Source organism: Paenibacillus sp. FSL R7-0163, assembly GCF_037969975.1.
Lineage (GTDB): Bacteria > Bacillota > Bacilli > Paenibacillales > Paenibacillaceae > Paenibacillus_AQ > Paenibacillus_AQ odorifer.
The window spans coordinates 5,170,099-5,189,638 of sequence record NZ_CP150224.1; the positions used below are offsets into that span (position 1 = coordinate 5,170,099).

The window sequence follows — 19,540 nt, forward strand, 5'->3', positions numbered from 1 at the left end:
GCAAAACTATTTCTGCGGCATACATTGCCATTGCCTACTATACTAAATATTCCAGATAAATCGTCTTATCTACCGTCTGTAGAGATACTGAAACGCGGTCCCCACTCTTAAGTTCAAGACCACGCGAAGCATCCGCAGCACGTCCGGATCTCTCCACAGTAACACCTTCTCCGCTGCGTAACAGCAATCGGTCATTCTTAGCCGGTGTGAAAATAACACTTTCGCTCTCCTTCAGTTCAGGCGCCAACTGCAGCAGCTGATGAAGGGTGAACTTGCCTTTGAAGCCTGCAAGCTTCTTATATTGTGGGTAGGTCTTCTCACCCGTATTGCTGTCTTTAACCTCTACTACCAGCTGTCCTACAAAACCACGTGCCGATTTCTTATTCAGCACATACCATGCTGCACCAGCTGCCAGCACTAAAAGAATGCCCCCTATAATGTAATACAGGGTTTTGGATGAAGCTTCCTTCAGGGGTTCTTCATTGCCAGTCCCTGTAGAAGGTGCTGTTGTTGCTGCGCCGCCTGTCTTCGCGCTGATTTGGACAGGTGCACTTTCCCGATAGAAGCTGCTTTCCTCTGCCCGTACCTTCAACTCGTAGTTATGGCTTTCTTTTACCTCAAATGTACCCTTGAAGACAGCTCCGGAGTTATCCAGTTCGATTTCTTGCACATCACCTGTATCGATATCTGTAGCAAGCAGTACCGCCTTCATATCTTGATACAAATTACTGAGTGTTACCTGAGTACCGTTGCTGAACAGATGCGAGGTGATGTCGATTTTATCACCCTTTTTATAGGTTGCTGATGGCAGCGCATCGATCTTAAGCTCCAAGTCATAGTTAAAGACTAGATTAATATCAATCTTATCCTTTGGCACACCTTTAACCTGAAGTTTCCAATCTCCTTCCTGCGGTGACAGTAGCTTAATCAAGCTATAAGTAGAAGACTTGGACAGCAGGACATTGTTTGAGGGGATCGCAACTTCTTTCCCTGACGGGTCCGTTAATTTCGCTGTCACAGGCTGTGAAGACATAATTGAGATATTGGCTTCCAAAACACTGCCGTTAGGCACGTTGACGGTCACATCCTGATAATCGCCATTTGCAGTAATCGACTGCACAGGCACTACCTTCAGCTTCAAATGGCTGGCAAAAATCTCACTCAGGATTTGCGGCAGATCATCTGCTGAGTCCGTCGAAAATGCTTTACCACCTGTCTCATTGGACAGGTCGGCGAGGCTTTGTTTATTCAGCTTGCCATCTGCATTAAGTCCAATGGTATAGATGGGATAGCCATTCTTTTTGGCAACCTCAACGGCCGCCTTCAGCTCTTTATCTGATTCACTTTGCGTCCGGCCTGTCGCTTTGTTGAAATCATTATTGCCATCAGCGAGCATTACAATGATAGGCTCATGGGAAGGGTCACTTCCATTCTGCAGAACCTTCACAGCTTCCTCTACGCCAATAGCGATATCGGTGTAAGCTCCTCGGTCCAAACCATCAATAAAATCCTTCAAATCCTGCTTATCGCTCTCCGAGCTAATTTGCAGCAGAGCCTTTTCCCGTTGCACCTTGTCGGTATAGGCAACAATACCTACTTTATCACCTTGGGTGGATAACATATCTATGAACATTTTCATCGCTTCGTTGGCGATTTTGTTCTTGTCACTAGTCTTCATGGAGTTGCTGACATCAATAAGAAGCACAGCATCAATGTGAGATTGCGCCGACGTTGCTGCATAGGCTTTAACAGCTGCAAAAGGCGAGGCAGCTAGACAAAGAGCCAGGAGCAATACCGGAAAGATACGTAGAAAGAGAGTCTTGGTTGTTCTAATACTTTGATATTTACGAAGCATAAATAGGGCTCCTCTTGTGTTATATTAGGCACATATGACAGGTTCAGCACTATCGCTAAAATCTGTAAATAGCATGCCATTATGATATAATTAAACCTTGTAAACTTCAACTTTAGGACCGCCGGACCCAGTGCATTGATGCATAGAAGATTATCATTCTAAAAGCCATCTGGACTGCAGAGCGTCCATGAGAAAGGATTGTTCCATGATTTCATACGTCATTCTTGGGATTACGTTCCTAATTGCCGTAATTCAGATTTCCATTTATGCCGCACATCAGCGCAAACCACTGACACGTGATGATATTAACGATCGACTGCTAGCCGCTTTGAACGGAGGCGATAAAGGCCGTGAATAAGAAAAGACCCGTTACCTTCCGGCCCTTTAAGGCCCCTCGTTACGCTTATGACAAGCTGCGCATCTGTCGCCACTGCGGACGGTATACCGCTCTTGGCGAAGACCGCTGTAGCAAATGTGGCAGAGCCTCACTTATTGCTGTAGAGCAGCACGCAGCATCACTAGCCAGACGGAAGATGCATACCCGTCTACTATTCATCTTACTGCTCACACTAGCCTCTGTCTATTTTGGAAATAGCATCCAACAAATGATATTGTGTGGTGCCGGGGGTCTTGTGCTTGCTGGACTATTGTACTATACGCAGCGAAAAGTAAGGCAGAACGAGAATCTTCGTTCTCTCAATGAGCTGCTTGGTCGTGGGATCGGCATCATCAAGGAAGGGCTGGAGGTCAACCGTCAGGAAGCTGTCTCCGTACTCCGTGAGGATGATGTTCTTGCCTATGAGAAGCTGCGCGAGCTCTCCATCCTGCTTCGCGGCGACCGGATCGCGCGGCAGCGAGTGGCTTTGCTGCATGGATTTTTACTCCGCAAGGATATGGATCTAGAACTGGAGCAGCTTCTTCTAAAAGACTTCGAACCACTGCTAGCCGAATATATCGGCGAGATCGCTAAAGTCCGTCCCGATCTCATTAAGGATCGCACACTACGCTACGTGAAGAACTATGAAGTGGAGATCCGCCAGATGGCTAACGGCTTAACCATCCTTACGAGCGTTGCGGGAGCGGCGGTAAGAATGAAGCGTTATGCCCTGCTCTACTCCAATATGATTGGCCGATACGTGCAAGATCTGCCCAAAGACCGTTTTATGCGGTTGTCCAAACTCATTGCTGCGAATCCCCATGAACCTTGGAACGGCTTAGACCTCAGGGTAGCTGACATTCGTGAAGCCAAATATCACTGGGACCCGGAGGTCCAATAGACCTGAAAGCTAAGATGAGCCAATATAAAGCAAACATCACCCTTATTGATGATAACCAACCGTTTCTCACAGAAATATAAGGATGATGTATACTGTAAAACTTATACTTTCTTAGGCTTTCTTATATTTTGAAAAAAGAGGCTACTCTATATGACGTTCAAACAATTAATAACCCTGCGAAACTTTATGATCATTTTGTGTATATGCATGCTTGTGCTGCTTGGACAGAAGATTTTTCTCATCGCAGATAAAATACAAATCACCAAAGAAGCCGACCGTCTCTACGCTGCTGGGGATCTGATTAATGCAGAGAATCAGTACCGCCAAGCAGCGGCCAACCATTCTATTCATTACCTGGAAGAAAGAGTCGCAAAGCGTCTGGATGAATTAGCTCCAATCACAGATATCCGCAAAGTTCTGAATGTTTTGGTAGCCTCTACTAAGGAGGAAGCAGCGACTAAGGATTTTGCCGGATTTATGAAGAGCTATCAAGCTCTGCTCAGTTTAAAAGCTACATATATGAAGCCAGACGGCCCCTATGAATCCTATTATCGCCAGTTATCGTCGGCCTCAGGCATTTCAGACCAGTTCACCTCTTATTTCCGTCAGTTTAAGGAGCAGTTCCTTGCCGAGCTTGCCCAGAACCAGAGCGGAGGGGTGAGTAATGAAGAGAACTTCAAATGGAATCTTTTGCAGATTCCTGATGCTTATTATGGAAGTGCAGCTTCCAAAGAGGATTTACTAGCCTCAAAGTTTAAAAGCCATGATACAGCTATATTAAAATCCTTAGCAGGAGCAGGAAACTTTACCGGCATGCTGGAAAGCACCCTGTCCCTGATGAGTGCTTATAGCCAGCATAATTACGAAGCTCCTTGGGTACTTCAACAAGCAGAAAGCAGCGGGAAGATCATCCTGAACAAAGATCTCGAAGGTGACAATATCACAGCTTTTGCTGGGCATGCTGTAGCTTATCGTAATTTTGCAGGATCGGCAGGTGTCACTTCATCCAAGGTGCTGACTTTGATCGATACTAGTAAGACTAAGCTACTAAAAAATGCCAAACGTCTGACTACTAAAGGTCAATATGCTGAGGCGATACAATTATACGGAGAGCTTGCTCCGCTAGAGGATACTTCGACAAACATTGCCGCTGCTAGGCTGGCCTGGAATATCGCTGAGCCTGTTCGCCTCCTTCCTGGCGGTGAAGAGCAAGACAAATACGACAACGTCATCTCCCGCAAAGGACTATCGGGCACAAAAGTGATCGTCGCCGGGACGGATAACAGTGGCGTGCTCTATTATGCTGCGATGAATAACGACGACAATGTGGTCACATTAACCGGAAACAGCTTGCCACGCTTCGAGAGTCTGCGCAGTCTTACTTTTAATGAACAGTTGGCAACCTCTTCAGGTGTACCTGTAGTTTTAGCCCAATCTGAGGTTGAAGGTGGACGCACCCTTTTCACAGCATATGAGATGAAATCAAATGGTATTTCGCAGTTATTTTCAATAGCTGGCGATGGTTATGAACTCCAGTCCGATGACTCTATTCTCGTGCCTAATGCGGATCTTGGAGACGGTGTTGACGGGCAAACGGCACTTTACCGTAAAGTAGACGGCATCTATCAATTCGCGGAGATTGTTCAGGAGTATGCTGTAATCTCAGCTGCGGATCTGACCACTCATCCTTTTGAAAAGGTCTCTTTTCATTGTGAGATCGTCGTAGATAACTTCGGTAATAGTCTTGCTTACTCGGATGGGATTTATATTTTGCTCCACGGAGAAGTGGGTTCCGTTACAGGTAACGCGTTAGTTAGTGGCCAATATCAGAATGGATATGAGCTTGTTGGAACAGACATAGGCGAGCAATATGTTCCTGTGTTTATAGTGGAATCCGTGGGTAGCATGAGCTTTGGGCGGTAGAGATTATGGGATGCAGGAGACGGGATTACGGGATTACGGGATTTCGGGATTTCGGGATTTCGGGATTTCGGGATTACTTATTATGAATATGTGAAGTTAGTAGTGTGGTGGGTGAGATTCAATATAGTGACGGTGGCATAACCTATGTCGACAAGTGAACGACCATGATGAGTAGTGAGATAAGTTTAGCGGGTTGTGTGAATAACTCTGAGTGTAGGGTGTCACCTTCTGACGACTTAGGTGAACGACCCTGGGAGTAGTGAGAACCTTCTAGCGACTTGGATGAAGGACCTTGAGAGTTGCGGGAAACTTTAGCAACTTGGGTGAACGTCCTTGAGAGTCGCGATAAACTTCTAGCGACTTGGATGAACAATCCTATGGGTTGTACGTTCCTTCTATTGGTCATGAGTATGGGAGATCCTGTCTAGTCAGTTTTTGTCCAAGAGGTGTGGGTAGCCCGTCTATACTCTTAGTGTTCTTCTCTCCTCTATATTCTCTCAGACCTGCCTCGCCCTTTTGGATAGACCAACGCTGCAACGTATCTCGCTCACCCGCATAATTCATGAATGGAACCGAAAATCCGCAGGAAGTCTGTACTTTATGAACATCTATCAAAATGATCTGTCTGGCTCCAGGCAGAGATGTAAACATAGGGGACAGTGCTTCCCATTCTGCTGATTCAGGCAAAATCACAGCCCCTGTTCCATACAGTCTTAAAATGTTAGGCGTCCCCTCAAACGCACAAAACATAACCGTCACTCTTCCGTTTTCCAGCAGATGCGCGCTCGTCTCATTACCGCTGCCAGTCATGTCTAGATAGGCCACCTGATTAGGAGACAAAATCCGAAAACAATCATGCCCCTTCGGCGAAAGGTTAACATGCCCATCTTCTGAAAGCGGCGCCGACCCTACGAAAAAAAGGTGCTGCCGAAGAATAAACTCTTCATGTATTGGTAGTATAGCGGTAAATTGTTTTCCCATTTGGCATTCTCCATTTCTGTATATTGGTGTGCTGGCTAATCGGGCATCTCTACTCAACTCCATCAGATCCGCCGACTCAACGAACTACATGCACTACATGCACTACATGAACTACATCAGCTTCACCAATCACTTCAGCTCCATCAACCACATTAGCTTAACTAACTAGCTTTGCCAACTACACCATTTACTTCAGCTCTAACAACTTCGTTAGTTTCTACCACTAGAGTAGCTCTATCAACCACATTAGTTTAACTAACTTCACCAACTCCAGCTGTTACAAAGTTACACAAGCTCTATCAACTCGTTAGTTTCACCAACTAGATCAGTTCCATAAGCGCATTAACTCCATTAACAATACCCCAGTACCACTAGCTCCCCTACCAAACTAACTTTGACTAGGTCCGAGCGGCGTTTGCGGCTAATGTAAGGCACTTTTGCCTCTCTTTCTTGCTACTTTGGCTCGATGCGGCTAATGTAGAGCATTTTTGCTCTTATTTCTAACTAATTCGACGCTATGCAGCTGATGTAGAGCATTTTTACCGTACATCTCTGCTACCTACGCCTAACCCAGTAAATCTACGGGATATTTCCCGTTCATTCCCTCTACTTCTGCCCAATCCAGCAAATCTACGGGATTTATACCGTACATTTCCGCCACTTTGGCTCAACCCAGCAAATCTACGGGATATTTCCCGTTCATTCCCTCCACTTCTGCCCAATCCAGAAAATCTACGGGATTTATACTGTTCATTCCTGCCACTTTATCTCAATCCAGCTATTCTGCGGGATATTTCCCGTTCATTCCCTCCACTTCTGCCCAATCCAAAAAATCTACGGGATTTATACCGTTCATTCCTGCCACTTTGTCTCAATCCAGCTATTCTGCGGGATTTATACCGTACATCCCCGCCACTTCTGCCCAATCCAGCAAATCTACGGGATTTTTACCGTACAATTTTCCGCAGACACATTAGTTAAGTATATATACTCCAGGGCTTCTCTTATGTCTCCCCCCGTCTGACTAAATGCAAGCCTCATCAAGGATTAACAACACATCCCCAGATAAGATGAAAAGTCGTTATCCATTATTTTTACTGATGTATATATTCTTTTCAGGGGTATGTATTCTTTTAATTTGTTTATATTCTCTTCCACCGTCAAGTACCCCTTCATCGCAGTATCCGCTACGCCAACGGAAAAAGGGACTACCTCTCGGCAGCCCCCTTTCTCTCGCAAGTTGCTTGGTACTACTATCAGAAGCAACTCCCTTAAACCCCTTTTTCCCTCTAAAATACTTCCCTTTAAACAATTTCCTATAAAATAAAACTTTTCCCTATAAAACCTCCCGCTTAAGCACTTAACCCACTAAGCACATAAAAACCATCTTTCCCCTAATCTATTCAATCGCAATATAAATCTCAACCTGCGTGTCAGCAGGATCAAAATTTCGCGAATCATAAATCTCAAAATCCCCCGTGTAAGTTCTTGCCTCCCTAGACTCCTTAAAGTACGCCCAAATCTCCCCCCACGCTTGCGCGACCACTTCAAATACCGGACCTTTTTTCGTCGTAAAAACCATGTATTTGCTCTCCGGTACAGCCGCATAGGTGAACTGGGTTTCCTCTAGTTGGCTTTCCTCCAGTCGGTTTTCCTCTAGTTGGTTTTCCACTAGTTCACTTTCCTCTAGCTCGTTTTTCTCTAGCTCGTTTTCCTCTAGTTCGCTTTCCTCTAGCTCGCTTTCCTCTAGCCCGTTTTCCTCTAGCTGGTTTCCCTCTAAATGTCTCTCCTCAGCTACTTCATGCCCGATCACAACGGTATACGCTCCGCTCGCATCACTCTCATAATCCGTATACAACGCATAGATATACTCAGAATTTACCGTAGCTACCTGCCCCGCAATATTACTCTGAAAATAAGTTTCCCACAGCTGCGGCAAACCTCCATCAGGTCCCATTTCCACTTCATTAGTTGTGCGTATGCTAACCCCAGCCAAGGTCATTTTCGCTTTCTCTACAAAATAAGTATTCATCATTCTCCCTCATTTCCTGTGATTGAACTTAGTATACACAGGCAAAGTGGACATCTGTCTGTCCAGTTCGAATAGATTGATTTCAGTCTGGGTTATAAAGACACCATTAGGGTAATTAATAGTATGGAACTACACTCGAAGGGAATGACTACAGCATGTCAAAAATCAAATTAGCTGTCATCTACTACAGTGCCACAGGAACTAACTACCAGCTAGCACAATGGGCCGCGGAAAGCGCAGAAAAAGCAGGAGCTGAGGTAAAACTGCTGAAGGTGCAGGAACTGGTCCCCGAGGATAAAATCGCCGCAAATCCAGCCATGAAGGCCCTAGCTGAAGAAACAAAAGATATCCCAGTCGCCACACCCGACGATATAGTCGAAGCAGATGCGATTATTTTCAGTTCCCCAACCCGTTACGGTAACATTGCTTCCCAGATGAAGCAGTTCATTGATACAACCGGTGGCATTTGGGGCAAAGGACTAACAGTAAACAAAGTCGTCAGCGCCATGAGCTCAGCACAGAACCCGCATGGTGGACAAGAAGCTACGATTTTGGCACTCTACACCTCGATGTATCACTGGGGAGCAATTGTTGCAGCACCCGGTTATACTGATCCAGTCACATTCGGTGCGGGAGGCAACCCTTACGGAACAAGTGTCAGCGTAGATGGAGACGGTAAAATGATCGAAGATCAGGATCGGATCCGTGACGCTGTTTTTCATCAAGCGAAGCGTACCGTTGAAGTGGCCGGCTGGGTTCAGGCAGGCAAAAACGCCAATAATCAGAACTAGCGCAGCTTAGTTAATATAACAACACCCCTCGGAGCTACTTGTGCAGCACTACACCGAGGGGTGTTTAATTTATATTTTAATTACTCTCCAGGGTATTTAAGCCCCCACTGTGTACGCACTTGATCCAGCAGTTTCAGAATCGCTAACGATTCATCCAATGTCATCACCGGACTCTCTGTAAGCCCTGCCTGAAGACACCGTCCTACTTCCTCCGCTTCAAAACAATATCCAATAGAAGCACGGTCATCCACAAAGCTCTCTACCTTCTCATCTCCTATATAAAGCGCAGCCGATTTCGGGTTCACTAATGTACCCTCTACAATAATACGGCCTTCTGTGCCAAACACATGCGCTTCCTCCAACATGTTAAGACGAATACCACCGTTCAACGAAGCGGTTTTCCCGTTACCATATGACAGCAGCATCGAGAAATGCTCGTCCACTCCAGTCTCACCTATGTGCACTGTGCTGGAAATAGACTCAGGATGAGGTCCAAACACCATGGAGGCAAAAGAAACCGGATAAATCCCCACATCCAGCAGCGCACCCCCGCCCAGCTTCGGATTCAGCAATCTGCCTTCCGGGTTCCAGTCGGTACGAAACCCTAGGTCTGCCTTCACCAAACGAACATCACCGATCTTGCCCTCAGCAATCCATTCTCTAACCTTTACAATCGCCGGGATGTAGCGACTCCACATCGCCTCCATCAGGAATAGCTTATGCGCTCTAGCATAGGCCACAACTTCTTCCAATTCACCGCTGTTTACGGTAAAAGGTTTCTCACACAGGACAGCTTTGCCTGCACGCAGCGCCATTAAAGCATTTTCTTTGTGAAAAGGATGCGGCGTTCCAATATATACCGCGTCTACATTCGGGTCATTCAGCAATTCCTCATAGGTTGCATAGGCATGCGGAATCCCATGATTTTTAGCAAATTCATCGGCACTTTCCTGAGATCTTGACCCAACGGCATAAGCCACACCATTACTGGCATGCGCCAAATCAGTAACAAATTGATGAGCAATCCAGCCTGTGCTAATAATTCCCCATCTCACCTTGTAAGCGTTGTCCATTTTCATTTGCATGTTCCTCCTAATCCTTCTGCTAAGTCTCTTTAATTCTATCAGACCATTCTAATGAATGTATAGGAACTGATGCCAGCAAACACCACCGTCACCACCAAAATAGCAATATTCCAGATCTTGCTCAAGGCCGCTGAGTGCTCGTTAGAGCTTTGAATAAACGCTTTTTGCAAAAGGAACTGTAAAAGCTTCATGATTATGAATCCCAAACAACCCAGCCCGCTTTGCAAAATAACCTCCAGACTAGCTTTACTTACAAATCGATCAGCCATGTTCCCATCATAATGAATCGGGACGGTATCCGGCATTTTGGAATAAAGGAATAAATAAATAGCTACAGGAATCAAGGCCACCACACTGCTTAAGATCATCGTCAGTTTGGTTTTGAACAACGTTTTACCCTCCTTGTGCGGAAAAATAATCTCCCCGTTATTCTCCTTCCACTTCAATCAGATATATCCCCTTCTTAAATCCACCGCGACGTTTAGCTTTCTCTGCACGTTGCTTCTCCAGCTCCATGCTATTGCTCCCATGTGTCTCCGCCAGAGCCTGAATCACTTCCAGCATATCGGCAAGCTCCTCCAAAGCTTCTTCATCACTTGCTGCCTGAAAATATTCCTCCGACTCTTCTTGCAATTTTTTACGTAGTTCAGTTATGTATTCTTTGGACTCTAATATCCTTGTGTTAAAATCTTTCCCTTGAGAAGCTATCAAATCGGGGATGCCGTCACGCACTAACTTTTCATATACAGGCATTTAAGCTCTTCCTTTCTTCTATATTATATTCTATCTCCCTTCAATCCGGCTTTGATTCCATCAGTAGACGTTCTACAAAAGGAAGATCTGCCGGAGCAAACATGAACTGACCCAGCTCAGCCGGAAGCACCCACCTATGTTCGTCGTGATCCACCAGATCAATTACACCTCCCTGATACCGCGCTTTCCAAGCAATCAATTGGATCTTTATCTCTCCATAGTTATGCTCGTTTATGCCAAAGCTCTCATAGGGAAGGATTGTGATGCCCATCTCTTCCTGAAGCTCTCTTTGCAGACACTCTGCGATGCTCTCATCCTGCTCTATTTTGCCACCAGGAAATTCCCACAGACCTGCCTGCGATTTACCTTGCCGCCGGGCAATAAGAATCTGCCCTTCTACATTATGTATAATTGCTGCCGCCACCTTGATCATAAAGAACACCTCCACTATTGCTAATTGTTCGACAGATACTACTATTAAAACATACAATTCATTCCAAACCAAAGAGACTCTCCCAAACGCCAACACGGCCTGGGAAAATCTCTTCAGTACAGTCTCTCTATAAAATTCACAGCAGCGTTATCCTTACGGAAGAGCTACTATTTTGTCAGCACAAGCTCCAAGCGAACCTCAAGATTATTTTCTGTATCCAGCACAACGGTGTGGGGATTGCTTAGACCAAAGTCAGAAAAGGCTACTGTTGTCGTTCCCGACAACATCAACTGTCCCCCGCTATACGCCGCTTGCGACTGAAAGGTGACGTCCTTTTCTACTCCTTTTACGGTAAGCGTCCCCTGCATTTCAACAGGCACAGTTGCTCCTTCAGTCCATTCTGCCGGCAGCTCCGAAAATGACTTCACTACAAACGTGGATTGTGGAAATTCCGTAACGGATAGAAAATCCTCTCCTTTTACATGCTCGTCCCGTTGGCTATTGCCAGAATCCAGAGCGCTCATATCCACTGTCCCTTCCCCGGCCATCGAAGTAGAATCCTCTATATTTACCTTCCAGGTGCCCTGAACTTTGTTGTCTACGAAGTTTACTGTTTCTTTAGAGGTCGTCACTGACCAATAGACTTTAGAGGTTTCCGCAAGGGTCCAATCCCCGTTTAATTGTTCGGCTGTGACCGCCACCCCTGCTGATGCTCCAGTGTTATTTGTTGTCTCTCCAGCACCTGCTGTTGTTGCTTGATTTGGAATCACGGACTCGATCTCTACATTATTGCCCAGCGATTTATCCAGTAATGTATAACCTGTGACTACTCCTACGATAATAACTCCTGCAGCGATCAAGGCTATTCTTTTTCTCTTCATCCTGTTCCCTCCAATATTCATAATTTCTGTATGCTTTCAAGCTCGTCCCTCATTCTAACAAAGCAATATGTCGGGAAGAAGTCAGAGCAGAACGGGCTATGATGTGTTAAACTTGTCGTAAATTTTATGGACTGGAGGTACTCCAATTTGACGAAATCCATTCTTGTTGTAGAAGATGAAGAAGCCATCTCTAGGGTCCTCAGTGCTTATCTGAAAAAAGCAGGCTTTCAAGTCACCCGTGTAGCCGATGGACGCGCTGCGCTGGAGTCTTTTGCTATATCCCCTCCTTCATTAGTATTACTAGACATCATGCTGCCAAACATGGACGGATTTGAACTGCTTAAGCTCATCCGTGAAAAAAGCAGCTGCCCTGTGATCATGCTGACGGCAAGAGATGGGATCAATGACCGGCTAGCCGGCCTCGACGGTGGTGCGGATGATTATATGTCTAAACCTTTTATTCCCGAGGAAGTGGTGGCACGTGTGAACGCTGTCTTACGCCGTCCCTCGCAGTGGTCAGATGGCAGCCGTAAACGGCATTATGGCAGTTTGTTTATCGACTTCACAGCACGTGCTGTCTTTTTGAATGGGGCTGAGCTGAGTCTTAGTCCTCGGGATATGTCAGTGCTGTTATTTCTCGCTGAAAGGCCTAATCAGATTTGTACGCGTGAGCAATTAATAGAATTTGTATGGGAAATGGATTATGAAGGAAGCGACCGGGCGGTAGATTTGTCGATCAAAAGACTACGCCAAGCGTTGTCGCACTGGCCTACTAGTGAGGGGGAAATCCGTACCCTAAGGGGGACGGGATATCAATTATGGACAACTTAAAGAGAAACAACGCCAAACGCACCTCTATCCTTTCTTACTGGACGATACGTTATCTGCTCATTATTAGTGTAGGCCTGCTCCTCACAGCTTTAGCTACATTATGGTGGATCCGTCAGGAGGCTATGAGCAATCGTCTGCAGACTGCGGGGCTTTTGGCACAGGAGATTGCAGATCGCAGCTTAAATATGGAAGGCTCCATTGAAATCAGCCAAAATCTCGAAAAGCTGATCGAAGACCGGAAACGGTTTTTCAAGTTAACCATAGAGATGTGCGTGATCATTACCGATCAACAAGGTCAAATGCTATTCTCCCTGCCACCTCTAACTGACAAGGAAATGAGATATAAGCTTAATGATAGCCTGAACGACTCCCGCAGTCCGGAGTTTAAAGCTGCTGTGGCTCCCATAAATTCGAATGACAAAACACTGGGACAGGTTATTGTCCTGCAATCCAAAAAATCACTGCGGCATATTCCACAGGAGGAGATCATATTTTTCTCCATACTGCTGCTGTTTCTAATCATCTTAAGTTGGCTAACCATTTACCTTTTATCTCGTAAACTGGCAAAACCCATTCAGAAGGTAGTCGAGGCAGCGGCTCAAATCAGCCATGGCCGTTATGATATCGTTCTAGATAAGGATGCTAAAGAGCGGGAAATTCATGAGCTGATGATATCTTTTGAAGAGATGGCAGGCAAGTTACAGCAATTTGAGCAGTCTCGAGCCGTAATGCTGGCAGGAGTCTCCCATGAGTTGAAAACACCCGTAACTTCTATTAAAGGCCTGGTGCATGCCGTCCGCGAAGGGGTCGTTGAAGGTGATGAAGCTGTGGAATTTCTGGATATTGCCCTGCTGGAGGCTGGGAGGTTGCAGCGAATGGTAGCCGACCTTCTGGATTACAATGCCCTGACTGCAGGAATAGTTTCCGTTCGTCACGACCGACTGGATGCCGTACCCCTGATATCCGAAATCGTATATCAATGGAAGCTGACACAGGCGGAAGAAGTTGCTGAACCCGTGCTCCATATGCCGATCAATCCCTTGTTTTTGCGTGGGGACTCCCTTCGTATCCAGCAGATTATCGTCAATCTACTTAATAACAGCGTACAAGCCAAAGCTCCTGATCGAAGGGTGCAGCTTACGATAGAACTGCTGGAGCAGCAAGGTCATGGCTTTGCCGAAATCCGTGTTCAAGATAATGGGCTTGGCATCTCATCCAATCATAGTGAGCATGTCTTCGAAGCCTTCTTCCGGGGCAGCGACAAGCAGAGCACACTGCGTGGTCTAGGACTCGGCCTAACCTTCAGCCGTCTGTTGGCCGAATCTATGAACGGAAGCCTCGTGCTTGAGGAGCACTCAGACAAAGGCTGCACCTTCGTGCTGTCTCTGCCGCTTGATGACTAAAAAAATAGTCTACGATCCATCGACATGGTATAATCATGTGCACAATCACACCGAAAACCGGAGGCTGTATATGCTTACTTTTGAACAAAAATTAGCGATTCTCGACTCTTACCCCCAGCTGGAACGCAAAAATGTATCCCTTGGGCGCGTGAACTATCACTACGAGGAAAGCCAGCATGATAAGAAAACCGTGGCTTTTCACCTGCATCCAAATGGTAATGGCTATGTGTTCGCAGGCTTACTGCGGGGCTACGAGACAGACGATAAGGGCTTCGTGAATATTCGCGACTACTCGGAATCCGAGCTGCGGAGTTTGCTGGATGCCTCCATCACCTCACTGTCTATTTACATTCCTGATGCTCCTGTAGCCAGCAAAAGAAAGAAAAAGGCTGCGGCAACTGCCGATACACTCTGGACTAATGATGAGGGCCAAACCCTAACCCTAAAGCTTGAGGATGATTTATGGTATGTCTATGCCGACCTCAATCTGGAGATGGCGTTTGAAACGCTTGAGGAAGCTAAAGAATATTTAGCGGAAGAGGGGTTTACAGCAGCACAGGAGTAATTGTCAGACTTTAATCTACACACTAACAATAAAAGAGGTGTCTGAGCAGCCATTTATTTTGGCCGTTCGGACACCTCTTTTCTAATAAAACGATCCTTAATATACAGGTTCCGTATATATGTAACTATAAATACCCAAATCGAGCTCGGAAACCACTTCATAATCTAGTTGGAATTCTATAGTCTTATTTGATAGACCTCCTACAAAATAACTGCCCTCCACAACCAACCTATCCTTCCCTCCAACTGGGGCGACCAAGATCAGCTGTTCAGCTTTATTGGCTGGGATCACAAAGTTTTGCAGCCCACCCGTCTGATCTTGAATATATTTACGGACAGACACGAGGTTACTGCCTAATTCCGAGAGGCCGGAATTGTTGTTCCGCCATACATCAAGCGCATCTTGTTGGGATTGGTTGGAACTGACACACGCCTGATTAACTGAAAATTCCGGGATTTTATATATATTCCCGCCAATATTATCGATAACTACTTTATGGGTTACTTCCGTACAATTTTCAATTTTCAGAGTCGGCATGGGATCCTTTTCCTTTGAGAACGTCTTTATGATTTTTTGATCACCGGGCTTAAAATTTATTGAGATGTCTTTATTATCCATGTTAGAAAATTCGAGCAAGCTATACAACTGATTATTTTTAATACCGTAGTGCTTTACGTTTATAACAAACCTGTTTCTCTCATCTGATAACGATTTTGATTGCTCTTGACTTCCTACTGAAATTGTTCTGTTAACCGGAGCAATAAGCTTCTCCTCGGCAACTGGTGAGGTTATGTAAATAGATTTTGCACCTTCATCCCAAGTGACACTACTACCCAACACTTCGCTAATAAATCTTAGAGGGACGAGTGTATTATTTTGAAAATTGATACCCTTTAAGACATGCTCATTCTCTTTGGCGTTTACAATTACTCTTCCTTCTTTGACCAGATAAAAAATGTTAATATCCCCTTTAACCGCTGAGACCGACTTCGCATGATTATCCCATTTTATAGTTGCGCCTAAAGCTTCAAATATCGACCGCATGGGTACATATGTAACTCCATCTTTCAGGATAGGACTTACATTAAAATGTAATTGCTTACCGTCCAAATAACATTTGAGATCACTGTCGTCCGCAAAGGCTTGACTTGAAAATAAAACAGCAAAACTTATCATCACCACAAAAAAAGTGATAATTTTTGAAGCAAAGTTGTGGTTTTTCATGTTCTTAATTTAGCTCCTAATCTAGAAAAATAAAAAAATTACAATGCACACCTGAATATATCAAATGGCCAATCAAAATGTAAGTCTAAAAAGAAAACTACCAACAACACCCAAATTATGGTTAGATGAAGGAGAAGCCATATCCTAGAGGGAAAGAAGCGTGAACGCATATGAGTTTTGAAATCGTAGAGGCCACCATACCGGACATCCAAGCTGCATTAGAAGCCGGAGAAATTACGTCAAAACAACTAGTTCTCATGTATTATGAACGTATTGCTGATCACGACAAAAACGGCCTGACGATTAACTCTGTACTGGAGATTAATCCTGATGCGTTGTTTATCGCAGAATCTCTGGATGTGGAACGGGCAATTAAAGGCCCTCGAGGACCCCTGCACGGGATACCTGTGTTATTGAAAGATAACATCAATACTGGGGACAAAATGCATACAAGTGCGGGTTCGCTGGCTTTGGCGAATTCTTTTGCCGGGGAAGATGCGTTTATAGTTACCAAGCTGCGTGAAGCCGGAGCCATTATTATGGGTAAAGCCAATATGACCGAATTCGCCAATTTTATGACGAACGGCATGCCCTCCGGTTACAGCTCCCGCGGCGGGCAAGTCCTTAACCCCTACAATATTTCTACGCCAACCGGCGGCTCTAGTGCTGGTTCAGCAGTAGCTGTCGCTTGTAATTTCTGTACGGTCTCTGTTGGCACAGAAACTTCAGGATCGATTCTTAATCCCGGTAATTTGGGCTCCATCATCGGCATTAAGCCAACCGTGGGGCTGCTCAGCCGTTCAGGAATCCTGCCGCTCTCCAATACACAAGACACCGCAGGGCCTATGGCTAGAACCGTTCAAGATGCCGTGTTGCTACTAAACGCCATGCTGGGCAATGATCAGCACGATGCAGCGATGGGAACAAATACAGGTAAAGTCCACGGGGATTATACTGTATTCCTTGATCCGAATGGTTTGCAGGGAGCTAGAATTGGGATACCACGTGATTATTATTTTGAGGAGCTAACAGATGAGCAGCTTGCCTTGTTCAACGCTTCCGTCAACAGGATGAGAGAGCTTGGAGCAACCATCATTGATCCCGCGGATATTAAAACCGCCCGCGAAATTAGTTACTCTTCGGTGGTATTAAACGAATTCAAAACAGCACTGAATGCTTATTTATCTCATTTGGGCCCCGGAGCACCTATGCGAACCTTGAAGGATATTATTGATTTTAATCATGCACACCCTGTGGAGACTTTGAGATTTGGTCAAGCTACGTTAATAGATGCGGAATATACCTCCTCCGGCACACAAAGCGAAGCTCAATATTTACGCCATCGTGCGACTGACCTGAAGCTGTGCAAGGAAGAAGGCATCGATGCCACTATGAAAGAATACAATCTGGATGCCCTGCTGTTCCCTGCCGATTTTGGCGCCAGAATTACTTCCAGAGCAGGATATCCGTCCCTCGTCGTTCCTTCTGGGTACACGTCGGCCGGTGCTCCCTTTGGTGTAACCTTCTCAGCAAAAGCTTATCAGGAGCCCACGCTTATCAAGCTAGCCTATGCTTATGAGCAGCATTACAAGGTGCGAAAAGCACCTTCGCTAAAAAGCTTCATTTGATTAAACCTATTCCTGGAGTGGAACAATACCTAAATGCCTGTTTCCCTCATGGGACAGACTCCATGTACGCACTTCATAGCTACGAATGCCAGACAGCACGTAAGGATCTTTTTCGGCAAGGAGAACGGCTTCTTCGCGTGAGTTCGCTCTTACAATAACCATACCGCCAGGACAATCACTAAAGGGACCACACAGCACTAATTGTCCTTTACGGTCCAGCTCTTGTAAATGCTTAACATGACCACGAATAATCTCCATGTCTCTACGGTCTTGATTCGTCGGGCTAAGCAAAATAACATAACAAATATCTGCTTGATTGACCTCACTCATCCTATTCTCCACCTCTCGTTCAAATAGAAACTAAAGCCCGTAACGGTGATTTCCCAATGCCGATTCGGGCTTTTTTATTTCGCGATGTCTTCGTTCGTAGCTTTATTCATAATCTCGCTGATTTTCTTCATCGGCAATATTTTGAATCTCATCAGAATGAATAAGAAACAGCTCGTAGTCCCCCTCTGCATGCAGCTTCAGCGCTCGTTCTTTAAAAAACTTCGGGCTGCCTTCCGCCGCATCCTCATCATAAAAGAGCAATATCCCGTCACTTTTGCGGAACAACAAGTCATCTCTGGCCCGGAACTGCCAGCTGCCGTCATAAGGGGCATTACTGACCGCCCTGCAAAAGTCCGCACCCGCAATAATACGTCGGTATTCCTCCTGCTTCTCTTCCTTCCACTTCTCTTCCTGTCCAGTATGCGCCGTAATGATCCCTAATTTCAATTCAGGATATTGAGTCTTGAGTTCACTTACCACCTCACAAGCCCAAAGATCGACACCATACTGGCCAGGGGTAATAATCCATTCGACGCCTTCTTCAATTAGCGGCTTTAATCTGTTAGACAGCGCCTTTTTGATATAAGGAATTCCCGGATGCTTATTGTCAAAAATACCGAGCTCATGCGCACGGTAGCCTGTTACGAGTAAATTCTTCATGTACTGCCTCTTTCCTGAACGTTGGTTATGTCTTACCATGACTTACCTTTGTAGAGTTTTATCCCACTTATATGATTATTATATAGCATTTCCTTGATCTATTTCTTTAGGCAAACTTTCAGCTGATCTTAAGCAACCTTTCAGAACCGTCTGATATATTTCTCCTAATCAATCTAAAACTATTAAGGAGAGAAAATAAATGAAGAAATTAATACCGATTATGATCTCAGGAAGTCTACTCGCTTCTCTACTATTGGCTGGCTGCAGCACGAACTCGGAGGCCGAAGGAACAGCAGTCGCTAATAACCAAGCGAACACGGCACCCGCAGATAACACTGAGGCACAGCAATCTCAAGGAAACGACAATCAACAAAACGGCAGACCTGACATGTCTATGAATTTCGGCAAGATTAAGAGTATCAGCGACAACACGATTACAATCTATACGTCAGAAATGCCCTCACCGCCCGTACAAGGCACTGGAGATACGGCTGGAGCCGATAAGCAAAATGGTCAGGCCGGTACTCCACAGGAAAGACCCGAAGGTGATCAAGGGTCAGAAAACGGTACACCTCCAGAGGGGGGGATGCCGGAAGGCGGAGCCCCTGACGGCGGTGGACAAGGTGGTGGACCACAGGGCGGTGGGATGCAGCAAACCTTCTCCGAGCAAACCACAGATATTACAATTGATGCTGATACCAAAATTGTAACGGTGACCTCCGACAATGGCACGCGTCAGGAGAACACGATCAGCTTAGCTGACCTGAAAGCTGATGACATTATCCAATATACGCTGAAATCCGATTCCACTTTGGCGGAGAGCATTACTTTAAGCAGCGGAAACCCAATGGGTACGGCTGAAGGCACAATGAGCAGCGACTGAAACAC

General features: G+C 45.6%; 20 protein-coding genes. 9 read left to right on the top strand and 11 right to left on the bottom strand.

Annotated elements, in window-relative coordinates; genetic code table 11:
- Positions 1–37: 37 nt before the first annotated feature.
- Positions 38–1,855: a vWA domain-containing protein gene (locus NST45_RS22775; RefSeq protein WP_036680809.1), complete on the bottom strand. Its 1,818-nt coding sequence runs from the start codon at positions 1,853–1,855 to the stop codon at positions 38–40.
- 205 nt (positions 1,856–2,060) lie between these two features.
- On the opposite strand from NST45_RS22775, the gene NST45_RS22780 reads away from it, so the two are divergent.
- The 3 genes from NST45_RS22780 (at position 2,061) to NST45_RS22790 (ending at position 5,055) form a co-directional block, all read left to right on the top strand.
- Positions 2,061–2,213, top strand: coding sequence for a hypothetical protein (locus NST45_RS22780; RefSeq protein ID WP_155986556.1), 153 nt, complete (start codon positions 2,061–2,063; stop codon positions 2,211–2,213).
- Complete coding sequence (locus tag NST45_RS22785) at positions 2,206–3,132, top strand: hypothetical protein (RefSeq protein WP_339823908.1); 927 nt, start codon at positions 2,206–2,208, stop codon at positions 3,130–3,132. The genes NST45_RS22780 and NST45_RS22785 overlap by 8 nt, the downstream gene beginning before the upstream one ends.
- A 150-nt stretch (positions 3,133–3,282) precedes the next feature.
- Complete coding sequence (locus NST45_RS22790; protein ID WP_339823911.1) at positions 3,283–5,055, top strand: hypothetical protein; 1,773 nt, start codon at positions 3,283–3,285, stop codon at positions 5,053–5,055.
- Between the two features lie 402 nt (positions 5,056–5,457).
- On the opposite strand, the gene NST45_RS22795 is transcribed toward NST45_RS22790, so the two are convergent.
- Together NST45_RS22795 and NST45_RS22800 are read right to left on the bottom strand one after the other, a co-directional pair.
- Positions 5,458–6,036: a pyridoxamine 5'-phosphate oxidase family protein gene (locus NST45_RS22795; RefSeq protein WP_038568865.1), complete on the bottom strand. Its 579-nt coding sequence runs from the start codon at positions 6,034–6,036 to the stop codon at positions 5,458–5,460.
- A gap of 1,399 nt (positions 6,037–7,435) precedes the next feature.
- Positions 7,436–8,071 (bottom strand): effector binding domain-containing protein, encoded by a 636-nt coding sequence (locus NST45_RS22800; protein WP_339823913.1) that lies wholly within the window; start codon positions 8,069–8,071, stop codon positions 7,436–7,438.
- A gap of 152 nt (positions 8,072–8,223) precedes the next feature.
- On the opposite strand from NST45_RS22800, the gene wrbA reads away from it, so the two are divergent.
- Positions 8,224–8,859 (top strand): NAD(P)H:quinone oxidoreductase type IV, encoded by a 636-nt coding sequence (wrbA, locus tag NST45_RS22805; protein WP_036680804.1) that lies wholly within the window; start codon positions 8,224–8,226, stop codon positions 8,857–8,859.
- Between the two features lie 80 nt (positions 8,860–8,939).
- Here the strand turns inward: wrbA and NST45_RS22810 are convergent, their stop codons facing one another.
- The 5 genes from NST45_RS22810 to NST45_RS22830 all read right to left on the bottom strand — a co-directional run bounded on the left by NST45_RS22810 (position 8,940) and on the right by NST45_RS22830 (position 12,011).
- A complete protein-coding gene (locus NST45_RS22810) occupies positions 8,940–9,932 on the bottom strand; it encodes a Gfo/Idh/MocA family oxidoreductase (protein ID WP_339826232.1) in 993 nt (330 codons plus the stop codon).
- A 50-nt stretch (positions 9,933–9,982) separates the two neighbouring features.
- Entirely contained in the window at positions 9,983–10,333 is a 351-nt protein-coding gene (locus NST45_RS22815) for a DUF1648 domain-containing protein (protein WP_081387265.1), read from the bottom strand.
- A 37-nt stretch (positions 10,334–10,370) separates the two neighbouring features.
- Positions 10,371–10,697 carry a nucleoside triphosphate pyrophosphohydrolase gene (locus NST45_RS22820; protein WP_036680802.1) on the bottom strand — a complete coding sequence of 109 codons (327 nt, stop codon included), beginning with the start codon at positions 10,695–10,697 and terminating at the stop codon, positions 10,371–10,373.
- A 40-nt stretch (positions 10,698–10,737) separates the two neighbouring features.
- Positions 10,738–11,130: a (deoxy)nucleoside triphosphate pyrophosphohydrolase gene (locus tag NST45_RS22825; protein ID WP_339823916.1), complete on the bottom strand. Its 393-nt coding sequence runs from the start codon at positions 11,128–11,130 to the stop codon at positions 10,738–10,740.
- A gap of 167 nt (positions 11,131–11,297) precedes the next feature.
- Complete coding sequence (locus NST45_RS22830) at positions 11,298–12,011, bottom strand: YceI family protein (RefSeq protein WP_038568856.1); 714 nt, start codon at positions 12,009–12,011, stop codon at positions 11,298–11,300.
- Positions 12,012–12,137: 126 nt separating this feature from the next.
- Between NST45_RS22830 and NST45_RS22835 the strand changes: the two genes are divergently transcribed.
- From NST45_RS22835 to NST45_RS22845, 3 genes are all read left to right on the top strand, one after another.
- Positions 12,138–12,842: a response regulator transcription factor gene (locus NST45_RS22835; protein WP_036680796.1), complete on the top strand. Its 705-nt coding sequence runs from the start codon at positions 12,138–12,140 to the stop codon at positions 12,840–12,842.
- A complete protein-coding gene (locus NST45_RS22840) occupies positions 12,830–14,245 on the top strand; it encodes a HAMP domain-containing sensor histidine kinase (RefSeq protein ID WP_076105403.1) in 1,416 nt (471 codons plus the stop codon). The genes NST45_RS22835 and NST45_RS22840 overlap by 13 nt, the downstream gene beginning before the upstream one ends.
- 70 nt (positions 14,246–14,315) lie before the next feature.
- A complete protein-coding gene (locus NST45_RS22845; RefSeq protein ID WP_076099543.1) occupies positions 14,316–14,810 on the top strand; it encodes a hypothetical protein in 495 nt (164 codons plus the stop codon).
- Between the two features lie 96 nt (positions 14,811–14,906).
- Here NST45_RS22845 and NST45_RS22850 read toward each other — a convergent pair whose 3' ends face one another.
- On the bottom strand, positions 14,907–16,034 hold the full coding sequence (locus NST45_RS22850; protein ID WP_076224965.1) for a copper amine oxidase N-terminal domain-containing protein: 1,128 nt from the start codon (positions 16,032–16,034) through the stop codon (positions 14,907–14,909).
- Between the two features lie 170 nt (positions 16,035–16,204).
- Here NST45_RS22850 and NST45_RS22855 point away from each other — a divergent pair, with 170 nt between their 5' ends.
- Entirely contained in the window at positions 16,205–17,662 is a 1,458-nt protein-coding gene (locus NST45_RS22855; RefSeq protein ID WP_339823920.1) for an amidase family protein, read from the top strand.
- Between the two features lie 6 nt (positions 17,663–17,668).
- Here the strand turns inward: NST45_RS22855 and NST45_RS22860 are convergent, their stop codons facing one another.
- Positions 17,669–17,992, bottom strand: coding sequence for a YciI family protein (locus tag NST45_RS22860; protein ID WP_051491142.1), 324 nt, complete (start codon positions 17,990–17,992; stop codon positions 17,669–17,671).
- A gap of 102 nt (positions 17,993–18,094) precedes the next feature.
- Positions 18,095–18,652, bottom strand: a complete 558-nt coding sequence (locus tag NST45_RS22865; protein ID WP_038568847.1) for a DUF1273 domain-containing protein — start codon at positions 18,650–18,652, stop codon at positions 18,095–18,097.
- A gap of 199 nt (positions 18,653–18,851) precedes the next feature.
- Between NST45_RS22865 and NST45_RS22870 the strand changes: the two genes are divergently transcribed.
- Complete coding sequence (locus tag NST45_RS22870; RefSeq protein WP_339823923.1) at positions 18,852–19,535, top strand: hypothetical protein; 684 nt, start codon at positions 18,852–18,854, stop codon at positions 19,533–19,535.
- Positions 19,536–19,540: the final 5 nt, after the last annotated feature.